The organism is Burkholderia sp. BE17, assembly GCF_009362305.1.
In the GTDB taxonomy this organism is placed as follows: domain Bacteria; phylum Pseudomonadota; class Gammaproteobacteria; order Burkholderiales; family Burkholderiaceae; genus Burkholderia; species Burkholderia pyrrocinia_C.
Window position 1 is genome coordinate 87,952 of record NZ_WHNU01000002.1, and the last position, 19,809, is coordinate 107,760.

Genomic DNA, 19,809 nt, shown 5'->3' on the forward strand with positions numbered 1-19,809 from the left:
GTTTGGCTGGTAGTGCCAATACCTGTATCGGCATTACCCGGCAAATGGGGCGCGCCGGGCCCGGATGACCGCGATCGCGGATCGCGTCGCCCGGACCGGGCGCGACGCGCCGGAACCCGACTGCCTCAGCCGTTCGGATATTCGCGATTGATCAGGTCGAGCCGCAGCATCGCGAGTTGCATGCCGGCGTTGCTCATCAGGTAGAGATCGCGGCGGCGCATCGCCGGCTGCTGCGCGGACGTATCGTAGAGCGACGGCAGCGCCAGCCCGGCCGGCACCGCCGCCTGCATTCCCGCCGCGTTCGACACGCGCACCGCGATCGACGCCTGATCCGCGTGCGCGACGATCGCGACCGTGCCGAGCGCCGCGGCCGAGCCGGCCTGTTTGACGATCGCGGCGGCGACGCCGGCGGGCGTCGGTATCGGGCTGCCGGCGACCGTCGCAGGCGTCGCGATCGACGTCACGCCGCTCGTCAGCCCGTACTTCGACGCGAGCACGGCCGCCACTTCCTGCTGCGCGAAGACCGGCGTCGCAATCGTCTGGCGAAGCCGGAACACGGCATCGGCGATCGCTTCGTTCACGGGCCCCGGTACGGGCACGGTGCCGGATGCCGCCGCACGGCTGCCGAAGCCGTATGCGACGATCGTGTGGATGCGGCTCGCATCGACGGTCGGCGGTGTCCACGAAAAGAAGGCGTCGAACAGGTAGCCGGCCTCGTCGGCGGCCGTTGCGCGGTCGTTCAGCTCGGTCGTCAGCTTGCCGAGCATCTGACGCTGCAGTTCGGCATCGGAGGCCGGCGCGTCGCTCGCGAACACGGGCGTGGCGGCCGCGCACGATGCGGCGAGTGCGGAAGTGGAAGCCAGGAAATGGCGGCGGGTCGTCATGGTCATGAGAATCGAGTGGAGAGCGGAAGGCGTCAGCCCTTCGGGAACGCCTGCATCGTCGCGGTCATCGCGCGGCCAAGCATCTGCGCATACATATCGTGCACGAGGTACAGGCTGCGGTTGCGCGTCCACGGCTGGCCCGATTGCGGGTCGTAGAGCGTCGGGAGCGGCACCTCGGCAACGGCAGCCGCATTCATGCCCGCCTGCCGCGAAGTCTGGATGCAGCGCTTCGCATGGTCGCGATGGCCGACCACCGCGACGGCGCCCATCGCGGCCGCGCCGCCGGCGCGCGACACGGCCACGGCCGCGACGCCGGCCGTGCTCAGGTACACGATCGTGCCGTCGCTCGCGATCACCGGTTCGATCGACGACAGCACGTCGGCGCCCATCCCGTATTTCGACACGAGAAAGCGCGCGATCTCCCACTGCGCGTAGACCTTGACGAGCTTCAGCTGATGGATGCGATAGACCGCGTCCGCGAGCGCCTCGTTGACCGGCCCCGGATCGGGCAGCGCGGACTGGTTGCCGCCCGTGCTCGACGTGTTGCCGCTCGCCGCGTTCGGACGGTTGCCGAAGCTGTATGCGACGATCGCGCCGATCTGCGCGGCCGGCACCGTCGGCAGGTCCCAGGTGAAGCCGACATCGGTCATCGCCGGCACGATCGCATTGACCGTCGCCGCGTCGCCGAACTGCGCGTTCAGCTTCGCGGACATCTGTACGGCAAGTGCGCTATCGGTGATGGGCGCCGACGTGACGTCGTCGCCACCGCAAGCGCTCAGCAGCGGTGCTGCCGCAACGGCGGGTGCGGCGGCAAGAAATTTTCTGCGTGAAGAAGCCGACGGATTCAGATTCATAAGAGATACGAAACGAAGCGAACAACGCCGGCAGCAGGTCGCGGCGTTGCAAATCGCGGGTTCACGGGAAGGGACAAGCGGGCACGTCGCGCGATTGGGAGACGGACGGCAGGATCGACGCGCGGATCGGATCGCTGCGCTCTGTCGATCGACGATGCTGGATCGTAGTGGGTGTTTATTAAATTGCGGTGAACCTGTCGATCGAATGCAGGCGATCGTCACGCCGTTTCACCGATGGACGAGCGTGTTTCATCCTTGGCGAGTGAACGCAGCCGCCGTTTCACCGGTGGCGAGCATGCGATTCGCGCGCATGGTCGCGCACTGCAGGGTGATCTCCGGATTTCGCGTTACGATGGCGCAACGCACGCCCCCACGATCCGACCCGGAGCCCACCACGATGAAGCTCGGCCTGAACGAATCGCTTGCTCGCCTCGACGAAGAAGGCACGCTGTTCACGACGCTGTTTCAGCACGGCACGCTCGACGTCGAGCTGTACCGGCCTCGCATCGAGGACAAGCAGAAGCCGCATACGCGCGACGAGGTTTACGTGATCGCCAACGGCACGTCGCGCTTCGCCGTCGACGGACGCGAATGCGACGTCGCAGCCGGTGACGCGCTGTTCGTCCCTGCGCACGCGGAGCACCGCTTCGTCGGTTTCTCCGGCGACTTCTCGACCTGGGTGTTCTTCTACGGCCCCGAAGGCGGCGAACGCGGCAACCGCGGCGCATGACGCGCAGCACTTTTCTTGCGATTGCCTGGACTGTCAATTCGCGGCGGACGGTGCGCGGCCGCCCGGTCATCACGATAGCTCAAGCATCCGGTTCAACTGGACAGGAGAACAGCATGCGATACGAACTCTATTACTGGCCCGAGATCCAGGGCCGCGGCGAATATGTGCGGCTCGCGCTCGAGGCGGCCGAAGCCGACTATGTCGACATCGCGCGCGAATCGGGCCGCGGCATGGGCGTGTCGGCGATGATGCGCATGATGGACAGCACGAAAGCGGAATGCGTGCCGTTCGCGCCGCCGTTCCTGAAGGCCGGCGATGTGGTCGTCGGGCAGACCGCAAATATCCTGCTGTTCCTCGGGGCGCGGCTCGGGCTCGCGCCCGACGACGAGGCCGGCCGGCTATGGGTGCACCAGCTCCAGCTGACCGTCGCCGATTTCGTCACCGAGATCCACGACACCCATCATCCGATCGCAAGCGGCCTGTACTACGAGGACCAGAAAGCGGAAGCGGCCGAGCGCGCGGCCGATTTCCTCGAGAATCGGCTGCCGAAATTCCTCGGCTATTTCGATCGCGTGCTCGAACAGAATCCGCACAAGAGCGGCTATATCGTCGGCAGCGCGCTCAGCTATGCGGACCTGTCGATGTTCCAGCTGATCGACGGGCTGCGCTACGCGTTTCCGAAAGCGATGAAGCGCGCCGAGCGGAAGGTCGCGGCGCTCGTCGCACTGCACGACCGCGTCGCGCGGCATCCGCCCGTCGCGCGTTATCTCGACTCGGAGCGCCGCATCCCGTTCAACGACATGGGGATCTTCCGGCACTATCCGGAGCTGGACGAATAGCGGCGTGCCGCATCAGTCGCCATAGCGATAGCGGCTGCGCATCGCATCGAGCGGATTGCCGTCGGCGAGCGTGCCGCCGAGGCTGCGGATCACCGCGCTCGCCGCGTTGATCGCGGTCTGCACCGCGCCCTCGATCCAGCCGCCCGTGAACGAACAGCAGCAGCCGGCCAGATAGATCCCGCGGTCGGTCGACGGATCGGCCGCCGTCTGGAACTGGTAGAACAGCGCCTGCGAGTGGATGTCCTCGCCCGGATAGTTCAGCTTGAACGCGCCCAGCGCGTAGCGGTCCGACAGCCAGTCGTGGCTCGTGACGTTGCGCGCGTAGTCGTCGTCGAGCGGGCGCAGGTGCGCGGCGAACGCCGGCGACACGACGCCGATCTCGGCAACGAGCCGCTTGAACCGCTCGATCTTGTCGGTGAGCGACAGGATCTTGTGCGAATCGTCCTCCCACGTGTAGCTGATCAGCACGACGCCATGCGCGTCGGGATCGTCGGGCGCGTAGTCGAGGCAGTAGATGCCGCGCGCGAGCGTATCGGTCTGGATGTTGTGCGGCAGCCCGTGCTTGAGCCAGAACTTGTCGCGGGTCAGCACGAAGAGCTTCGACGAACTGACCATGTGCGTCTCGTTGATCGCGCGGACGACGTCCGGCGCGAACAGGTTCGCGATGCCCGTCATGCCCATGCCGACCTGCATCGCGCGCGTCGTCGTCGCGACGATCACGCGGTCGAACACGCGTGTCGATCCGTCGTCGAGCGCGAGCGCAAACGTGCCGTCGGGCTGCTTCGTCACGCCGCGCACGGCCGCGTAAACGATGCAGTCGCGCACGTGCGCGCCGTCGGCGCCGTCATCCAGCAGCCCCTGCGCGAGCGCGAAGATGCCGGCCGGGATCAGCCGCTGGTCGACCTCAAGCTCGTTGACGACGATCCGCAGGATTTCGAGGAACGACGCGCGATAGACCGGCTGGAAGCCGCCCGATCCGATGCCGAGCGTGCCGAACAGGCGCAGGTCCTCGCCCTTGCGCCAGCGCACGCCGCCGGGCGGCGTTGCGCCGGTGAAGATCTTCACGATCGCCGAATAGAACGACTCGTCACCGAACCGGTCGATGTACTGCTGCCAGCCGCGCCGCGCGTCGTCGTAGCGATGCGCGCGCAGCAGCGCCGTCAGTTCGGCCGGCGCGGGCAGCAGCGTGCCGTCGTCGAGCCGCACGCCGTCGCGGATGAACGCGCGCCAGCCGCGGTCGACGCGTTCGAACAGTGCGGGCGGTGCATCGCCGGCCGGCCAGCGATACGCGTGGCCCTGGTAGTGGATCTCGGTATCGACGATGCCCGGGTCGGGAAACGCGGATGCGCTGTCGACGCCGAACCGGTCGAGGTAGTGGTAAAGCGCGGCCTGCGACGGCGGAAAGCGCATCGCACCCATTTCGGCGAGCAGATGCGGATGATCGGGATTGATCGACTGGGTCAGCAGGCGACCGCCGACGCGCGCACGGTTCGCCTCGAACACGACGACCTGCCGGGCACCCGCGCGCAGCAGTTCGCACGCCGCGACGAGGCCGCCGACGCCCGCGCCGACGATCGCGATCCGCGCATCGTGCGCGCCTTCGGCCGGCAGCGTGCCGAGACGGCCGCCGGTGCGGGACAGGAAAGCGTCATAGTCGTACAGCGTGTCGATGTACGGTAGCGTGTGCGGCAGGCGTTCAGGGGCGTTCATGGGATCGGGATCAAAGGTGGAAGCCGGATGCGCGAGCCCGCGCTCATACGGGCAGGTGGATGCTGCCGAGCGGTGCGTCGGCGTTGACGAGGTCGACGCGCTTCACGCGGATGCGCAACGCGTCGTCGTGCACCGCGAGTTCATGCGTGTACCAGCCGGCGAACAGGGTCTGCTCGTCGCGCCGCGCTTCGACGTAATGGAACGGCGTGCGCAGTACGTACACGCCGCGCTCGCGGTCGGCACGCTCGACCTGCGGCTGCTGCAGCAGATGGTGGCCGCGGCTCGCCGGCTGCTGCGAAAACGTGCGGCGGCCGGCCAGGCGTTCGATGCGGATGCGCAGCAGCAGCCGGTCCTCGTCCATCAGCGCGCCGTGCAGCCCGGTGTCGGGCTGGTCCGGCGACAGCGGCATCCAGTAGCGCGCGTCGTCCGCGTAGAGCGCAAGCCAGTCGTCGTAGCGCCGCTCGTCGAGCAGGCGCGCCTCGCGGTAGACGAACGCGGCGAGTTCATCGTGCGGAAAGGTGCGCATCGCCCGCCTCCTTCGTCGCCGCGGGCGCGATGTAGCGCAGCCACGCGCGAAACTGGTTGCGGATCTGCTGCTCGCTGGTGCCGTTCGTTTCCGACGTCGGCTGCGCGAACTCCTGCGGATCGAACAACCGCCCCACGTGCACCCAGTCGCGCGACTGCGTCGCGAGGCCGCGCTGCGCGCGTTCGTACATCTCGAGATCGTCGTGCGCGACGATCGACGTCGGCGCGTTGATCAGCCGGTTGTACGCAAGCGTGCGCTCGAACAGCGAATCGGGCGCGCCGACGAGACGGAACGACCACGACTCCACCAGCGTGCGGTCGGCCGCGAGCGGCTTGAACACGCGCAGGATCTGGATCGGCCCCTTCACCATCGCGTTCGGAAACAACACCGTGTTGTGACGGACCTCGCCTAGAATGCGCGCCGCACGCGCTTCGCCGTAGGCCGCCACCATCTTCTCGTGATACCCGGGAATCGGCGTATAGCGCGCATGGATCGAATCGGCCGTGCCGGTGTGGCCGTGCCCGTTGGGCCACACGCGCAGCCCCATCTGTTCGAAGAACGCATGCGGCTGGATGAACGGCTCCAGCAGCTCGACCGCCATCGGCTTCGCACCTTCCGCGCCGTCGCGCTCCCACACGCGCACGGCCGTGCCGGCCGACGACTCGTGCGCGACCATCGGATGGCAGGTGTCGGTCTGGTTCTCGACCAGCATCTTCCAGTTGCACGCGTGCACGTACCGGAACACGCCGCCCGCGACCTCGACACGTCCTTCCGGCGAGCGGTCGACCAGGTTGTCGAGCGACGACAGCGCATCGCCGAAATAGTCGTGGAAATCGACACCCGACGGATTCAGGCGGCAGAACACGAAGCCGCGATGGTCATGGGTCGCGCCGACCGCCTGCATGCCCTTGCTCGCCTCGCACGATTCGAAGCCGGTGTTCTCGTAGCCGCGCCGCAGCGGGATCGCATAGAGGCTGCCGTCGGTCCGGTACGACCATGCATGGTACGGACAACGGAAGAACGTGCCCGTGTTGCCGCATGCATCGGTCACGAGCTGCGTGCCCTTGTGCGAACAGCGGTTGTGCAGCACACGCACCGATCCGTCGACGTGGCGCACCATCACGACCGGCTCGGCGCCGATCGTCGTCGTCACGTAGTCGCCGGTATCCGGAATCTGGCTGACGTGGCCGACATAGACCCACGTGTTCGCGAACAGGTGGCGCATTTCCAGCTCGAAGATCCGCGGCGACAGGTAGAGATCCTTGTGCACCTCGGTCTCGCGCACGAGCGCCGCCACCGCATCGTTGAACGGTTGCGCCGTCATGCACACCTCCGGCCGCGGACGCGCTGCCGCCGCGCGCCGTCGCGGCGCGCGGATTCGATTGCTTTTATGGTCATCTCTCAGGTTTCTAGTCTTGGGTGCCGCTCGGGCAGCGTGTGCTGCCGCCGGGCACCCGGCGGCAGGCGTGTCGGTGACGGTCAGCCCGTCACCGGTGTTTCGTGCAGGCGCAGCCAGCCGATGCGGCCGCTCGCGTCACGCTCGAACACGACGGTCGAGCGGCGGACGCTGCGCCGCCCCTCTCCGTCGACTTGCGTCTCGCGATAGGCGATCGCCGCGCCACCCTGCCAGGCGCTCACTTCGTGCAGTTCGTCGATCGCGATCCGCAGGCCGGGACGCACGCCGAAGCCGCGCGAGAACAGGACGTCGATATCCGCGAAGTCCAGCGCATGCCCCTGCAGCGAAATCATCGAGAAACGCCGCGAAAAACGCGCGAGCAGCGGCGCGAGACCCTCGCGTGCGGCGCTGCCGGACAGCCATTGCTCGATGTCGACATGCGCGCCGACGACTTCCTGGAAAAACGGGTTTGACGAATTCATCTCGACACTCACGAACGTTGGGAAACCGGCTGCCCGGCAGGCGCGCGTCGCCCCGCGACGCGCGCGACGAACGGCAGCGGCAGCAGCGTCAGCAACGCGGCCAGGCCGAAACACTGCTGGTACGGCAGCCGTGCGTCGTCGCCGTGCATCGACAGCAGGAAATTCAGTGCGCTGCCCAGCACCGCGACGCCGAGGCAGAAGCTCAACTGCCGGTTGATGTTCCAGAGCGCGCTCGCATCTCCCATCCGCGCGGCAGGCACGTCGAGGAACGCCGCGCTTTGCGACGTGCTCGTGCACATGCTGGCGCCGAGCCCCATCGCGACGAAAGCCAGCACGCGCCCGGCCTCGAAACCGGCGAGCGGCGTCGCGAGCAACGCGATGCCGATCCCGTCGATCACGATCCCGCACATGAACAGCGGCCTCGCGCCCCACTTCGGGAAACAGCGGCGCGTCGTCGCGATCGCGACGAACGACGCGATCGCCCACGGCACCATCAGCGCGCCCGTATGCGTCGCGCTGAGCCCCAGCGTGTTCTGCAGATACAGCGCCGCGACCAGGTTCACACCGGTGAACACGCCCGGCACGCACAGATAGACGATCAGGCCGATCCGCAGCAGCGGCTGCGCGACCAGGCTGAGGTCGAGCAGCGGCGCGGCCGCGCGTCGCGCATGCGCGACGTATGCGCCGCCGGCGACGAGCGCGATCGCGAGCGGCGCGATCGCCTGGCGGGCCGCCCCCGCTTGTCCCGCGAACGTGAGGCCGAGCAGCAGCGCGACGAGCGCCACGGCGCTCAACGCGAGGCCGCGCACATCGAGCGCCGCCGGGCGTTCGCTCGCGTCGTCGGGCGGCAGCCACGCGAACGCGAGCACGCTGGTGGCCGCGGCCAGCGGCAGCATGCCGAAGAAGATCGCGCGCCACGACGCACGATCGACGATCACGCCGCCGAGCGCCGGCGACAGCGCCGGCACGAGCAGCGCAACCATCATCACGATCGACGTCAGGTGTGTGCGCGCATCGGGCGGATACGCACGATAAGCCATCGTCTGCCCGACCGGAATCAGCAGACCGCCGCCGAGCCCCTGGATCAGCCGCCACGCCAGCAGCGCGCCGATCGACGCCGACAGCCCGACCCCGAGGCTGCCGAGCGCGAACAGCAGCAGCGACGCGATCAGCAGCCGGCGCTCGCCGAAACGCCGCGCGAGCCACGTGCCGAGCGGGATCACGACGGTCAGCCCGAGCACGTACATGTTGCCGATCCACGCCAGTTGGGCGACCGATGCGTGCAGCTCGCGCTGGATCGTCGGATACGCGGCATTGATGACGAACATGTTGGCGAGGTCGATCGCGAACCCGAGCAGGTACACAGCGGCAATTTTCGAGCGATCGGTCATGACGGCGGAAGACGAACGAAACGCCGCAGTGTAAGGTTCGGCGCACGCGTCGATAAGACCGCCCGGCCGGCAAGACTGGTCGAAAAATTTTGACAATCAGGGCAACATGTCGGTTTTCCGCAGAGCAGCCGACATGCCATGGTGAGTCTCGATCGTTTCGCCGTCTTCCGCGCCGTCGTGGAATCGGGGTCGTTTACGGCCGCCGCCGCCCAGTTGAATCAGGCCCGGGCCGCGGTCAGCTTCAACATCAAGCAGCTGGAAACCGAGCTCGGCGTCACGCTGCTCACGCGCACGACGCGGCGCGTCGAGCTGACCGACGCGGGCGAGCGCTTTTATGCGCGCTGCCTGCGCGTGCTGGAGGAAGCCGAGAGCGCGATCGACGACGCCCGCAGCGAGCACGGCGGGATGCACGGCGTGCTGCGCGTGACGTCGACCGTCGAGTACGGGACGATGGTCGTCGCGCCGGCGCTGCACGAATTCATGCAGCGCCATCCCGCGTTGCGCGTGCGGCTCGAGACGCATGCGTCGCAGGTCGATCTGGTGCGCGAGCGCGTCGACGTCGCGATCCGGCTCGGGCGCCTCGAACAGTTCCAGGACCTGCCGTACCGTGGCGCGTGCCTTGCGACCTATGAAGTGCGGCCCGTGATCGCCCCGTCGCTGCTCGCCGCTGCCGGCCTGTCGCGCATCGATTCGCCCGACGTGCTGGCGCGCCTGCCGCAGCTCGGCCACACGCGGCTAGAGCGGATCGCCACCTGGACGCTCGCGGATCGCGACGGCAACCCGCACGCATTTCAACCGGGCGCCAAGCCGCGCGTGGTCGTCGACAACGCGTCGGTACTGCGCGTGCTCGCGCGACAAGGCAGCGGCGTCGCGCTGCTGCCCGAATGGCTCGTGCGCGACGACCTCGCGAGCGGCGCGCTGGTCGACGCGCTCCCCGACTACCGGTTTCCGCCGCAGGCCGTCTACGCGCTGTACCCGTCGACCCCGCACGTGCCGCAGAAGGTGCGCGCGTGGGTCGACTTCATGAAGGCCTACCTGGCCTGAACGCGGCGGCTCAGCTGGCCGTCGCGCCCTCCCGCAGCCGCGCGTCTATCCGGCGCGCGATCGCCAGCAGGCGGCGATCGCTGCCCCACGGCCCTTCCAGCATCAGTCCGACCGGCAGCCCCGTTTGCGCGGAGCGCCCGGCCGGGATCGACACGGACGGCACGCCGGCGAGAGTCGCCGGCGACGTCTGGCGCGCGACGCGCTCGAACAGCGCCGCGCCCTGCCCGGCCGTCATCGCGGCCACGTCGTCGAGCGACGGCGGCTCGCCCGGCACCGTCGGCATCGCGATGCAGTCGACCGGCGCGCCGAATGCGCCGTCGTACCAGTGCACGAGATGCCGACGGCACACGATCGCTTCCGCATAGGCGCCGGCGTCGATCGGCGCGGACACGAACGACCGGAAGATGTCGCGCACGTCGTCGCTCGCGATCCGCTCGACGAACATCTCGAACGGGATGCCGAGCCGTTCCGCCGCGAAACGGCGCCAGTACCGGTTCGCCTCGAACGCGGCGATCGGAAAGCCGCATGCGTCGCTCGCCTCGTGCAGCGGCATCGCCGGCAGCGGCACGAGTGTCGCACCGGCCGCCGCGAACGACGCGAGCGCATGCTCGATGCAGGCCGCGACGCCCGGGTCGAGCGCGTCGAAGTAAGGCGCGCCGGGCACGCCGATGCGCAGGCGGTGCCATTCGGGCGCGACGGCCGTGCTGCCGTCGCGCGTCAGCACGGCATCGAGCAGCAGCAGGTCGTCGATGCCCTGGCCGATCGGTCCGACGGTATCGCGCGTGGGCGACAGCGACAGCACGCCGTGCGGCGAATAGCGCTGCGCGGACGGCCTCAGCCCGTACACGCCGCAGAATGCCGCCGGAATCCGCACCGAGCCGCCGGTGTCGGTGCCGAGACCGAACGGGACGCCGGCCGCGACGGCGGCCGCCGTGCCGCCGCTCGACCCGCCGGCGATGCGCCGCGGGTCATGCGGATTGCCGACCGCGCCGAAATGCCCGTTGCCGCTCGTGATGCCGAATGCGAGTTCATGCATGTTCGCCTTGCCGAGCGGCACCGCGCCGGCATCGAGCAGGCGCCGTACCGTGAGCGCGTCTTCCGCCGCGCGATAGCCGCTCACCGCCGGGCTCGCGCCGAGCGTCGGCATCGCGACGGTATCGAGGTTGTCCTTGATCACGAACGGCACACCGGCAAGCGGCAGCGCGTCGCCTTGCGCGACGCGCGCATCGACGCGCTCGGCCGTGCGGCGCGCGAGATCGGCATCGACATGCACCATCGCATTGAGCGGCGCGATCGCCGCGAGACGCGCGAGCGCGTCGCCGGCGACATCGACGGCACGCCGTCCGGCCGTGCGCACCGCATCGGCTATCTCGCGCACGCTGGCGCCGGAATCAGGTGACTGGGAAGAAACGCGGTTCGGCTGTGTTGTCATGTTGTGTGCTGGACGCGGAATCGATCGGGAAATGCGCGGCGTGCCGCAGGCCCTGTGCGACACGCCGCGCGAACCGCGATGGTATCCCGGTGTGCGGCCGGCCGTCACGCGGCCGGCTCGCACGCTGCGCATTACGCGTCGCGCGCTCGCTCGCGCGGGTCCGCCGCCGCGTCGACGGCCTCGACCGAGCGTGTCAGCCAAGGCCCGATGTCCATCTCCTCGTGGCGCACGAGCCGGCTCTTGCGTGCACGGCGATACGCGAACCAGATCGCGACGAACAGCGGAATCCACACATAGATCGACAGCACTTCCATCCAGTCGATGCGGGCCGCGAAGAACGCCTGGTAATCCTGCCCGAGCGAGATCACGATGCAGATCGCGATCGCGAACAGCGGCCCGAACGGAAACCACTTCGCTCGATACGGCAGCTGATCGAGACGGTAGCCCTGCTTCAGGAAGCCCTTGCGGAACCGGTAATGGCAGACCGCGATGCCGAGCCATGCGATGAAGCCCGTGATGCCCACCGTATTCAACAGCCACAGATAGATGCTCTGGTTGTTGGTCAGCGACGTGAGGAAACACAGCCCGCCGACGGCCATCGTCGCGTACAGCGCGTTGCGCGGCACGCCGCCCGGCGACAGCGTCGCGAACATCGCCGGCGCACGCCCTTCCGATGCGAGGTTGTACAGCATCCGCGTCGCCGCGTAGGTGCCGGAATTGCCGGCCGACAGCACGGCCGTCAGGATCACGAGATTCATCGCGCCGGCCGCGATCGGAAAGCCCGCATGGCTGAACACCAGCGTGAACGGGCTCACGCCGATGTCGGTCACGTCGCTCTTCAGCAGGTTCGGATCCGTGTACGGCACGAGCAGGCCGATCACGAAGATCGCGAGCACGTAGAACAGCATGATCCGCCAGAAGATCTGCTTCACCGCGCGCGGGATCGTCTTGCGCGGATTCTCCGATTCGCCGGCCGTGATCCCGACCAGTTCCGTGCCGAGAAACGAGAAGCCCGCGATCAGCGCGACGCTCATCATCGCGTGCACGCCGCCGACGAACGGCGCATCGCCCGTCGTGAAGTTGCGCCAGCCGACCGGATGCCCGCTGCCTAGCACGCCGGTCGCGATCAGCAGCCCGGCCGCGATGAACGCGATCACGGTGACGACCTTGATCAGCGAGAACCAGTATTCCGATTCACCGAAGCCGCGCACCGACAACGTATTCAGCAGGAAGATCAGCACGAGGAAGGCCGCGCCCCACCATACGCCCGGCACGGCCGGAAACCAGTAGCGCATCACGATCTGCGCGGCGACCAGCTCGATCGCGATCGTCACGGCCCAGCTATACCAGTAGGTCCAGCCGAGCGCGACGCCGAAGCCTTCGTCGACGTACTTTTCGCCGTAGATCGCGAACGAGCCCGACACGGGCATCAGCGCCGCCATCTCGCCGAGCCCCGTGACGACGAAGTAGACCATGATCCCGATCGCGAGATACGCGGCGATCGCACCGCCCGGCCCCGCCTGCGCGACCGACGCGCCCGACGCGACGAACAGCCCCGTGCCGATCGAGCCGCCGATCGCGATCATCGCGATGTGGCGCCCCTGCAGACGGCGCTTCAGCGTCGTCCCGGACGGCGCGGCCGTCTGCGCTGCCGCTTGCAAAGCATCCATGGTGTTCATCCTGATTTTATTCGGAATGCAAATTGATTGACCTGGTCATTCGCATCGAAACCGGACCTTCCCGGCCGCGTCAAACGACGCTGCGCTTGATCGCCTGCAGTTCGGCCGTCGTCACGATCTTCTCGATCCGGAACCGCGGGCTTTCCAGCCACGCGTTCGCGATCCGCCGGTACTCGTCGAGATCCTCGCATGCGAGCCGCACGAGAAAATCGAACGTGCCGCTGACGAGCCAGCAATCGAGCACGGCCGGATTCGCCCGCATTTCATCCTCGAACGGCGCCTGCGAACGCCCGTGATCGGCCAGCACGATCTGCGCGATCACGACGATCGGCTTGGTCGCGCGCGGCGGGTTGATCACCGCGCGGTAGCCTTCGATCACGCCGAGCGCCTCGAGCCGCTCCACGCGCGCCTGGCAGGGTCGCGGCGTGAGGTTCACGAGCTCCGACAGCTTCCGGTATGAAATCCGTCCGTCGTTGCGCAGGATGTCGAGGATCCGGAGATCTATCTTGTCGAGCTGCATCTTCTTGTCGGTCATCCGCGTTCGCTCCGGTCGGGTCGTGGCTGGTACGCGGAACGTCTCCTTGTCCGCGCGGGGGGCCACATTATCCGGCCGAAGCGGCTGCACACCAATCGCCAATCGGCTAGAACCGCAGCGACAGGCAGGTCAGGCCGCCATCCATCTTGCGGAACTCGCTCGTGTCGATCGCGTGCAGCGGCAGCCCGAGCGACGCGATCGCATCGTGCACGCGCGGATAGCCGGCCGGCGTGATCAGCGTGCCGTTCACGCGCAGCGTGTTGCCCGCGTATTCGTCGGCGGCCGAAATCGCGATCCGGCGATAGTCGGCGAACGCCGGGTGCGCGGCCAGCGCTTCGGTCACGAGCAGCGTGTCGTCGCCGAGCGCGTTGACGACCGACTTCAGGTGCAGGCCCGCGCCGACCGGCACCGCGACGACCGAATAACCGTAGCGCGACACGAGCGCCTCGAATGCGGCAATGCCTTCGGCGTCGGTGCGGCCGGTCAGGCCGATGTAGAAACGCTTGCCCACCAGCATCACGTCGCCGCCGTCGAGACGGCCGTCCTGCATCGGCAGCAGGTCGCGATGCGCGGCGAGCGCCGCTTCGATGTGCGCCGTCTCGCCGCGCCGCGCGGGCGCGCCGGGACGCGTGATCACCGCGAATTCCGGCGTCACGACGGCCACGTCCTCGACGAAATGCGAATCGGGGAATGCGTCCAGCGGCGGCAGCTCGGTCAGCTCGACGCCAAGCGTGCGCAGCGCGTCGCAATACGCGTGGAACTGCGTGAGCGTCTTGTCGTAGTCGGGTGCGCCGAGCTCGGCGGTGGTCAGGCCCGCGCCACAGGACGGCGCGGGACGGCGAACGATCGCTTGCGTGAATTGCATCGACTCCTCCTTGGTCATCGCCACGCCCGTGCGGCGCACGGGGCAGCGGCGTTGTGTCCGGACCATTATCGGAAGCCAAATTGCGCAATTCGCGTCGATTTCGGCTGCGCCGACAGCCGATTGCGTCGAATTGCGCGCAGTACGCAGCGGAATCGGCAGACGGCCGTTCGCCGCATCGCGAACGACCGCTTTCGTATGCGGCGCGCCCGTTACGCGCCGGGCCCGAACCCCATCTGCGACCGGCCGAGCGCCGTGAGATCGCCCTCCCCGCCGCGCCCGTCGAATTCGACCTCGAAATGATCGGCCGGGAAATCGGGCGGGCTCTCGCCGCGCAAGAACGCGGACTGCTGGCGCCGCAGGTACGCGTCGTTCTTCGCGCAACCAGGCGCGGCCGCGATGTACATCACGTTGCTGTCGCCGCTGCCGCGATGCGCATCCTCGACCGCATGCACGACGTCGCCATGCCAGAACACCGCGTCGCCCGGCTCCATGTGCGGGATCGGCACCAGCCCGTCGAGCAGCAGCGCGTGCCATTCGGGCCGGATCGACAACGCTCGGCCTGGACGCGCGCCGCACAGGTCGTCGTCGGCGACGTCGTCCTGCAGCGCGCGCAGCACGACATAGGCCATCGCGTTCGCGACCGGAATAAGTTGCAGCGTGCCGTCGCCGGGCCCCTGCGGCGTCAGCGCGGTCCAGCCCTGGAAGGTGCGGAACATCGAACACACGGCCGGCGACGGAATCTCCTCGACGTCGGGACGGAATGCGGCGTCGAACGGGTCGTAATCGCGCCAGCGGCCGGCCAGCACGTGGCGATAGACCTGGCGGAAGTTCGCGCCGAGCCAGCGTTCGACGGAGCCGCCGTCGACATGCGGCGACAGCCCGAGCGACGTCGATCCCGGCGGCCGGCGGCGAATCCGGTCCGCGTAGGCCGGCACCTGGTCGGGATCGAAATGCGTGCGCGCGCCGTCCGCATGCCGCCACAAACGGTTCAGGAACACGCGCGCCTGCGTGAGCGCCGGCGACTGGCGCGCGGCCACCTGCGGCTTCGACCAGTAGACGCCGTAGATCTGCGGCTTGCCCGACGCGAGATTGCCGAAATAGCGATCCTCGGCGCGCGCATGCAGCCGGTCGGTGAAACGGTTCGAATCCAGATACGCGCCGATCTCGTCGTTCCAGTCGCGCGCCTGCCGCGCATCGAACACGCCGCGAAGCACGACCGCACCATGCGCGCGGATCGCGGCAACCGCGTGCGGATCGACGGCGCCGCCCGCAATATCCGCGGACGGCACGACCGGAATCACGTCGCGGCCATGCGCATGCGCGCGGCGGATCGCGTCGACCTGCCGCGCGATGTCGCCTTCCAGCTCGCGGAACGTGGCCGCATAACCGGGCAGGTCGGCGCGCAGCGCCTGTTTCGCCGCGCGGATCGCGGCGGGCAGATCGTCAATCGTCAGTTGCATCGTGTCTCCTCGCTGAAGCGTGTCGTGATGTGCTGCCAGCGTACGGCCGGCGCACGACCGCCATCACCGCTATCCGGTCAACAATCGATACAATCCTGACAACCGTGCGTTACTCGGGACGATTGCAAACCACGCAGAGCTTGTTGCCGTCCGGGTCGCGGAAATACGCGCCGTAGTAGTCGCGGTGGTAATGCGGCCGCAGGCCCGGCGGCCCTTCGCAGGTGCCGCCGTGTCGCAGCGCGAGCGCGTGGCAGTGGTCGACGTGCGCGCGCGTCGGCGCGTCGAACGCGATCGTGTGGCCATTGCCCGGCTCGGGTGCGCGGCCGTCGAGCGGCTGGCCGAAGAAGAACAGCGGCCGGTCGGCGTCGGCCGGCATCCAGCCCGACCAGCCGTCCGGCTCGCGGAACTTCAGGCGCAACCCGAGTTCCGCGAACAGCGGCGCATAGAAATCGTAGGCGCGCGTCGTATCGCCGACGCCCACGCAAACATGTGAAAACATGGCATCGCTCCGTGGTGACGATCGCTCACGATCATGCCACGGCGCGCAGCCCGCGCCACCCGGAGGCCGCGATGAAACCGCAATACGAGCACGTGACGTTCGCTCCCGGCTGTTCGATCCGCGTGTACCACCGCCAGCTCGCGCGCATCCCGTTCGAATGGCACCGCCATCCCGAATACGAGCTGACGCTCACGCTCAACAGCCGCGGCCAGCGCTTCATCGGCGATCACGTCGCGCGCTACGCGGACGACGATCTGGTGCTCGTGCCGCCCAACCTGCCGCACACCTGGTCGTCGAACGCGCGCATCGATCGCGATGCGCCCGAAGTCGCGCTCGTCGTCTGGTTCGACGGCGACTGGGTGCGGCGGCTTGCCGACTGCTGCCCCGAATACGCGCCGCTGCGCTCGCTGCTGCGGCGCGCGGCGCCGGGCCTGCGCTTCGACGCGGACACGGCCCGCACGATGCGCGCGCGGCTGCCGCAGTTGCTCGACCCTTCGCCGCGCGTACGGCTCGCGGCCGCGCTCGACACGCTCGCCGATCTCGCGGAAGCCGGCGGCGAGCCGCTCGCCACCGCGCATGCGTACGGCGGGCCCGACGGCACGACACTGCACGCCGATGCGGCCGCGCCCGAAGCCGAGCGCCTCGATCGCGTGCTCGACGCGATCGACCGGCACTTCCACGAACCGCTGCGTATCGACGCACTCGCCGCTGCCGCGCACATGTCCGAGCGCACGTTGCAGCGCCTGTTCGTCCGGCATCTCGGCGAAAGCGTCGGTCGCTACGTGCAGCGGCTGCGGCTCGCGCACGCATGCCGCCATCTCGTCGGCACCGACTGGCCGATCGCGACGGTCGCCGCGCGTTGCGGCATTCCGAATGCCGCGAACTTCAACCGCCAGTTCCTCGCCGCGCGCGGGATGACGCCCGGCGCGTACCGGCAGTTCTTCCTGCGGCACGGCCACGCGCCCGACGAAGACGCGCCGGCGCTCGATACGCGGCCGCCGTCGCTGGAGCGCCGCGCCGATCCGGCGCGCAAATGAAAACACCCCGACGGGCTGACCCGTCGGGGTGTCGTGGCGTTGCGATTGCCCGACGCGAGCGGCCTGCCGGCCGTCGCGCCGCACACGACTTAACGTGCGTTGATCGGCTTCGCTTCGCGCGGCGTATCGCCGATGAACAGCTGGCGCGGACGGCCGATCTTCTGCTCGGGATCGGCAATCATTTCGTTCCACTGCGCGATCCAGCCGACCGTACGTGCCATCGCGAAGATACACGTGAACATCGACGTCGGGATGCCCAGCGCGCGCTGGACGATGCCCGAGTAGAAGTCGACGTTCGGGTACAGCTTGCGCGATACGAAGTATTCGTCTTCCAGCGCGATCTTCTCGAGCTGCATCGCGAGCTTGAACAGCGGGTCGTCGTGCAGGCCCAGTTCGTTCAGCACTTCGTAGCACGTTTCGCGCATCAGCTTCGCACGCGGGTCGTAGTTCTTGTACACGCGGTGGCCGAAGCCCATCAGCTTCACGCCCGAATTCTTGTCCTTCACCTGCTTGATGAATTCGGGGATGTTGTCCGGCGAACCGATCTGCTCGAGCATGTTCAGCGCGGCTTCGTTCGCACCACCGTGCGCCGGGCCCCACAGGCAGGCGATACCGGCTGCGATACACGCAAACGGGTTCGCGCCCGACGAGCCGGCCAGGCGGACCGTCGACGTCGATGCGTTCTGCTCGTGATCGGCGTGCAGGATCAGAATGCGGTCGAGTGCGCGGACCAGCACGTCGTTGACCTTGTACTCTTCGCACGGGTTCGAGAACATCATGTGCATGAAGTTCGCGCTGTACGACAGTTCGTTCTTCGGATAGACGAACGGCTGGCCGATGCTGAACTTGTACGCCATCGCGACGAGCGTCGGCAGCTTCGCGATCATGCGGATCGCCGACACTTCGCGGTGACGCGGGTCGTTGATGTCGAGCGAGTCGTGATAGAACGCCGACAGCGCGCCGACAGCCGCCACCAGCACTGCCATCGGGTGCGCATCGCGGCGGAAGCCACGGAAGAAGAAGTGCATCTGCTCGTGCACCATCGTGTGCTTCGTGACGGTGTCGACGAATTCCTTCTTCTGCGCCGCGTTCGGCAGCTCGCCCTTCAGCAGCAGGTAGCAGCTTTCGAGGAAGTCCGCGTTTTGCGCGAGGTTGTCGATCGGGTAGCCGCGGTACAGCAGTTCGCCCTTGTCGCCGTCGATGTACGTGATCGCCGAATTACAAGCTGCCGTCGACATGAAGCCCGGGTCGTATGTGAACTTGCCGGTCTGGCCGTACAGCTTGCGGATGTCGATTACGTCCGGGCCCATCGTGCCCTTGTAGATCGGCAGTTCGACGCTCGGCGAGTTGTCGCTGAACGATAGCGTGGCTTTAACATCAGACGGAGTCATGGCACATCCTCAATCGAAATAAAGAAACGGGATTCGATAACGGGCGTAACGCGTTACACGTTGCGCAGCATCTCCAACAGCCGGCGGATATCCGGGCTGTCTAGGTCGCCCTCTGGTTCCTTGCGCGCGAGGAGCAAGTCCATCAGGTCGTTGTCGCTCAGATCGAGCAGGCGCGACAACGCGCCTACGTCTGCATCGGTGAGGTCATGCTCGTATCTGCCGAAGAAACGCTCGAAGATGATGTCGTTTTCCAGCAGACCCCGCCGCGCGCGCCAGCGAAGGCGCGCGCGACGGTGCGGGTCGGATTGATGCGAATCGTCGCTCATTGCACCGGCCTTAAACCGTGCGGCGAACCATCAGTTCCTTGATCTTGCCGATCGCCTTCGTCGGGTTCAGGCCCTTCGGGCAGACGTCGACGCAGTTCATGATCGTGTGGCAACGGAACAGACGGTACGGGTCTTCCAGGTTGTCGAGACGCTCGCCGGTGGCCGTGTCGCGGCTGTCCGCGATGAAGCGGTAAGCCTGCAGCAGGCCGGCCGGGCCGACGAACTTGTCCGGGTTCCACCAGAAGCTCGGGCACGACGTCGAGCAGCTCGCGCACAGAATGCACTCGTACACGCCGTCGAGCTCGTCGCGCTCTTCCGGCGACTGGAGGCGTTCCTTCTCCGGCGGCGGCGCGTCGTTGATCAGGTACGGCTTGATCGAGTGATACTGGTTGAAGAAGTGCGTCATGTCGACGATCAGGTCGCGCACGACGGGCAGGCCCGGCAGCGGACGCAGCACGATCTTCTGCGGCAGGTCGTTCAGGTTCGTCAGGCACGCGAGACCGTTCTTGCCGTTGATGTTCATCGCGTCCGAACCGCACACGCCTTCGCGGCACGAACGGCGGAACGACAGCGTCTCGTCCAGTGCCTTCAGCTTGACCAGTGCGTCGAGCAGCATGCGCTCGTGCTGGATCTCGAGCTCATACGTCTGCATGCGCGGCGCTGCGTCCTTGTCCGGATCGTAGCGGTAGACTTCAAAAATGCGTTTTGCCATTTCGGATTCCTTTGACT

The 19,809-nt window shown here is 67.7% G+C and carries 20 protein-coding genes; 4 read left to right on the top strand and 16 right to left on the bottom strand.

Annotation, left to right across the window (positions count from 1 at the left end):
- Positions 1-125: 125 nt before the first annotated feature.
- The gene (locus GD429_RS02875) at positions 126-884 is read right to left on the bottom strand and encodes a Tat pathway signal protein (RefSeq protein ID WP_152855754.1); all 759 of its coding nucleotides are present in this window, start codon (positions 882-884) and stop codon (positions 126-128) included.
- A 32-nt stretch (positions 885-916) separates the two neighbouring features.
- The gene (locus tag GD429_RS02880; RefSeq protein ID WP_152855582.1) at positions 917-1,738 is read right to left on the bottom strand and encodes a hypothetical protein; all 822 of its coding nucleotides are present in this window, start codon (positions 1,736-1,738) and stop codon (positions 917-919) included.
- A gap of 397 nt (positions 1,739-2,135) precedes the next feature.
- Here GD429_RS02880 and GD429_RS02885 point away from each other — a divergent pair, with 397 nt between their 5' ends.
- Together GD429_RS02885 and GD429_RS02890 are read left to right on the top strand one after the other, a co-directional pair.
- Positions 2,136-2,468, top strand: coding sequence for a cupin domain-containing protein (locus tag GD429_RS02885; RefSeq protein ID WP_152855583.1), 333 nt, complete (start codon positions 2,136-2,138; stop codon positions 2,466-2,468).
- 113 nt (positions 2,469-2,581) lie between these two features.
- A complete protein-coding gene (locus GD429_RS02890) occupies positions 2,582-3,307 on the top strand; it encodes a glutathione S-transferase (RefSeq protein WP_152855584.1) in 726 nt (241 codons plus the stop codon).
- Between the two features lie 12 nt (positions 3,308-3,319).
- Here GD429_RS02890 and GD429_RS02895 read toward each other — a convergent pair whose 3' ends face one another.
- From GD429_RS02895 to GD429_RS02915, 5 genes are all read right to left on the bottom strand, one after another.
- Positions 3,320-5,017, bottom strand: coding sequence for a flavin monoamine oxidase family protein (locus tag GD429_RS02895; RefSeq protein WP_152855585.1), 1,698 nt, complete (start codon positions 5,015-5,017; stop codon positions 3,320-3,322).
- Between the two features lie 43 nt (positions 5,018-5,060).
- Positions 5,061-5,543, bottom strand: coding sequence for an aromatic-ring-hydroxylating dioxygenase subunit beta (locus GD429_RS02900; RefSeq protein ID WP_152855586.1), 483 nt, complete (start codon positions 5,541-5,543; stop codon positions 5,061-5,063).
- The gene (locus tag GD429_RS02905) at positions 5,521-6,867 is read right to left on the bottom strand and encodes an aromatic ring-hydroxylating dioxygenase subunit alpha (RefSeq protein ID WP_152855587.1); all 1,347 of its coding nucleotides are present in this window, start codon (positions 6,865-6,867) and stop codon (positions 5,521-5,523) included. Before GD429_RS02905 ends, GD429_RS02900 begins: the two co-directional genes overlap by 23 nt.
- Positions 6,868-7,022: 155 nt before the next feature.
- Positions 7,023-7,421, bottom strand: a complete 399-nt coding sequence (locus tag GD429_RS02910) for a DUF4440 domain-containing protein (protein WP_152855588.1) — start codon at positions 7,419-7,421, stop codon at positions 7,023-7,025.
- 8 nt (positions 7,422-7,429) lie between these two features.
- Positions 7,430-8,812, bottom strand: coding sequence for an MFS transporter (locus tag GD429_RS02915; protein WP_152855589.1), 1,383 nt, complete (start codon positions 8,810-8,812; stop codon positions 7,430-7,432).
- A 138-nt stretch (positions 8,813-8,950) separates the two neighbouring features.
- Between GD429_RS02915 and GD429_RS02920 the strand changes: the two genes are divergently transcribed.
- A complete protein-coding gene (locus GD429_RS02920) occupies positions 8,951-9,856 on the top strand; it encodes a LysR family transcriptional regulator (protein WP_152855590.1) in 906 nt (301 codons plus the stop codon).
- A 10-nt stretch (positions 9,857-9,866) separates the two neighbouring features.
- Here the strand turns inward: GD429_RS02920 and iaaH are convergent, their stop codons facing one another.
- The 6 genes from iaaH to GD429_RS02950 form a co-directional block, all read right to left on the bottom strand.
- Positions 9,867-11,288, bottom strand: a complete 1,422-nt coding sequence (iaaH, locus tag GD429_RS02925; RefSeq protein WP_152855591.1) for an indoleacetamide hydrolase — start codon at positions 11,286-11,288, stop codon at positions 9,867-9,869.
- A 131-nt stretch (positions 11,289-11,419) separates the two neighbouring features.
- On the bottom strand, positions 11,420-12,958 hold the full coding sequence (locus GD429_RS02930; protein ID WP_152855592.1) for an amino acid permease: 1,539 nt from the start codon (positions 12,956-12,958) through the stop codon (positions 11,420-11,422).
- 79 nt (positions 12,959-13,037) lie between these two features.
- Positions 13,038-13,502 carry an Lrp/AsnC family transcriptional regulator gene (locus GD429_RS02935; RefSeq protein ID WP_152855593.1) on the bottom strand — a complete coding sequence of 155 codons (465 nt, stop codon included), beginning with the start codon at positions 13,500-13,502 and terminating at the stop codon, positions 13,038-13,040.
- 106 nt (positions 13,503-13,608) lie between these two features.
- The gene (locus GD429_RS02940) at positions 13,609-14,367 is read right to left on the bottom strand and encodes a dimethylarginine dimethylaminohydrolase family protein (protein ID WP_152855594.1); all 759 of its coding nucleotides are present in this window, start codon (positions 14,365-14,367) and stop codon (positions 13,609-13,611) included.
- Between the two features lie 209 nt (positions 14,368-14,576).
- Positions 14,577-15,827, bottom strand: a complete 1,251-nt coding sequence (locus GD429_RS02945) for a DUF1479 domain-containing protein (protein ID WP_152855595.1) — start codon at positions 15,825-15,827, stop codon at positions 14,577-14,579.
- Positions 15,828-15,936: 109 nt separating this feature from the next.
- Positions 15,937-16,326 (bottom strand): VOC family protein, encoded by a 390-nt coding sequence (locus tag GD429_RS02950; RefSeq protein WP_152855596.1) that lies wholly within the window; start codon positions 16,324-16,326, stop codon positions 15,937-15,939.
- A 71-nt stretch (positions 16,327-16,397) separates the two neighbouring features.
- Between GD429_RS02950 and GD429_RS02955 the strand changes: the two genes are divergently transcribed.
- Entirely contained in the window at positions 16,398-17,363 is a 966-nt protein-coding gene (locus GD429_RS02955; RefSeq protein WP_152855597.1) for a helix-turn-helix domain-containing protein, read from the top strand.
- Between the two features lie 89 nt (positions 17,364-17,452).
- On the opposite strand, the gene gltA is transcribed toward GD429_RS02955, so the two are convergent.
- Genes gltA through GD429_RS02970 form a run of 3 tightly spaced genes read right to left on the bottom strand, consistent with a single transcriptional unit; the run spans position 17,453 to position 19,792 of the window.
- A complete protein-coding gene (gene gltA / locus GD429_RS02960) occupies positions 17,453-18,754 on the bottom strand; it encodes a citrate synthase (RefSeq protein ID WP_152855598.1) in 1,302 nt (433 codons plus the stop codon).
- A 53-nt stretch (positions 18,755-18,807) separates the two neighbouring features.
- Positions 18,808-19,080 (bottom strand): succinate dehydrogenase assembly factor 2, encoded by a 273-nt coding sequence (locus GD429_RS02965; protein WP_152855599.1) that lies wholly within the window; start codon positions 19,078-19,080, stop codon positions 18,808-18,810.
- A 10-nt stretch (positions 19,081-19,090) separates the two neighbouring features.
- A complete protein-coding gene (locus GD429_RS02970) occupies positions 19,091-19,792 on the bottom strand; it encodes a succinate dehydrogenase iron-sulfur subunit (RefSeq protein ID WP_152855600.1) in 702 nt (233 codons plus the stop codon).
- Positions 19,793-19,809: the final 17 nt, after the last annotated feature.

Excerpts from the sequence above, each read along its gene's own strand:
- GD429_RS02875 (WP_152855754.1), bottom strand. The coding sequence starts at position 884 with ATGACGACCCGCCGCCATTTCCTGGCTTCCACTTCCGCACTCGCCGCA.
- GD429_RS02880 (WP_152855582.1), bottom strand. The coding sequence starts at position 1,738 with ATGAATCTGAATCCGTCGGCTTCTTCACGCAGAAAATTTCTTGCCGCC.
- GD429_RS02885 (WP_152855583.1), top strand. The coding sequence starts at position 2,136 with ATGAAGCTCGGCCTGAACGAATCGCTTGCTCGCCTCGACGAAGAAGGC.
- GD429_RS02890 (WP_152855584.1), top strand. The coding sequence starts at position 2,582 with ATGCGATACGAACTCTATTACTGGCCCGAGATCCAGGGCCGCGGCGAA.
- GD429_RS02895 (WP_152855585.1), bottom strand. The coding sequence starts at position 5,017 with ATGAACGCCCCTGAACGCCTGCCGCACACGCTACCGTACATCGACACG.
- GD429_RS02900 (WP_152855586.1), bottom strand. The coding sequence starts at position 5,543 with ATGCGCACCTTTCCGCACGATGAACTCGCCGCGTTCGTCTACCGCGAG.
- GD429_RS02905 (WP_152855587.1), bottom strand. The coding sequence starts at position 6,867 with ATGACGGCGCAACCGTTCAACGATGCGGTGGCGGCGCTCGTGCGCGAG.
- GD429_RS02910 (WP_152855588.1), bottom strand. The coding sequence starts at position 7,421 with ATGAATTCGTCAAACCCGTTTTTCCAGGAAGTCGTCGGCGCGCATGTC.
- GD429_RS02915 (WP_152855589.1), bottom strand. The coding sequence starts at position 8,812 with ATGACCGATCGCTCGAAAATTGCCGCTGTGTACCTGCTCGGGTTCGCG.
- GD429_RS02920 (WP_152855590.1), top strand. The coding sequence starts at position 8,951 with ATGGTGAGTCTCGATCGTTTCGCCGTCTTCCGCGCCGTCGTGGAATCG.
- iaaH (WP_152855591.1), bottom strand. The coding sequence starts at position 11,288 with ATGACAACACAGCCGAACCGCGTTTCTTCCCAGTCACCTGATTCCGGC.
- GD429_RS02930 (WP_152855592.1), bottom strand. The coding sequence starts at position 12,958 with ATGGATGCTTTGCAAGCGGCAGCGCAGACGGCCGCGCCGTCCGGGACG.
- GD429_RS02935 (WP_152855593.1), bottom strand. The coding sequence starts at position 13,502 with ATGACCGACAAGAAGATGCAGCTCGACAAGATAGATCTCCGGATCCTC.
- GD429_RS02940 (WP_152855594.1), bottom strand. The coding sequence starts at position 14,367 with ATGCAATTCACGCAAGCGATCGTTCGCCGTCCCGCGCCGTCCTGTGGC.
- GD429_RS02945 (WP_152855595.1), bottom strand. The coding sequence starts at position 15,827 with ATGCAACTGACGATTGACGATCTGCCCGCCGCGATCCGCGCGGCGAAA.
- GD429_RS02950 (WP_152855596.1), bottom strand. The coding sequence starts at position 16,326 with ATGTTTTCACATGTTTGCGTGGGCGTCGGCGATACGACGCGCGCCTAC.
- GD429_RS02955 (WP_152855597.1), top strand. The coding sequence starts at position 16,398 with ATGAAACCGCAATACGAGCACGTGACGTTCGCTCCCGGCTGTTCGATC.
- gltA (WP_152855598.1), bottom strand. The coding sequence starts at position 18,754 with ATGACTCCGTCTGATGTTAAAGCCACGCTATCGTTCAGCGACAACTCG.
- GD429_RS02965 (WP_152855599.1), bottom strand. The coding sequence starts at position 19,080 with ATGAGCGACGATTCGCATCAATCCGACCCGCACCGTCGCGCGCGCCTT.
- GD429_RS02970 (WP_152855600.1), bottom strand. The coding sequence starts at position 19,792 with ATGGCAAAACGCATTTTTGAAGTCTACCGCTACGATCCGGACAAGGAC.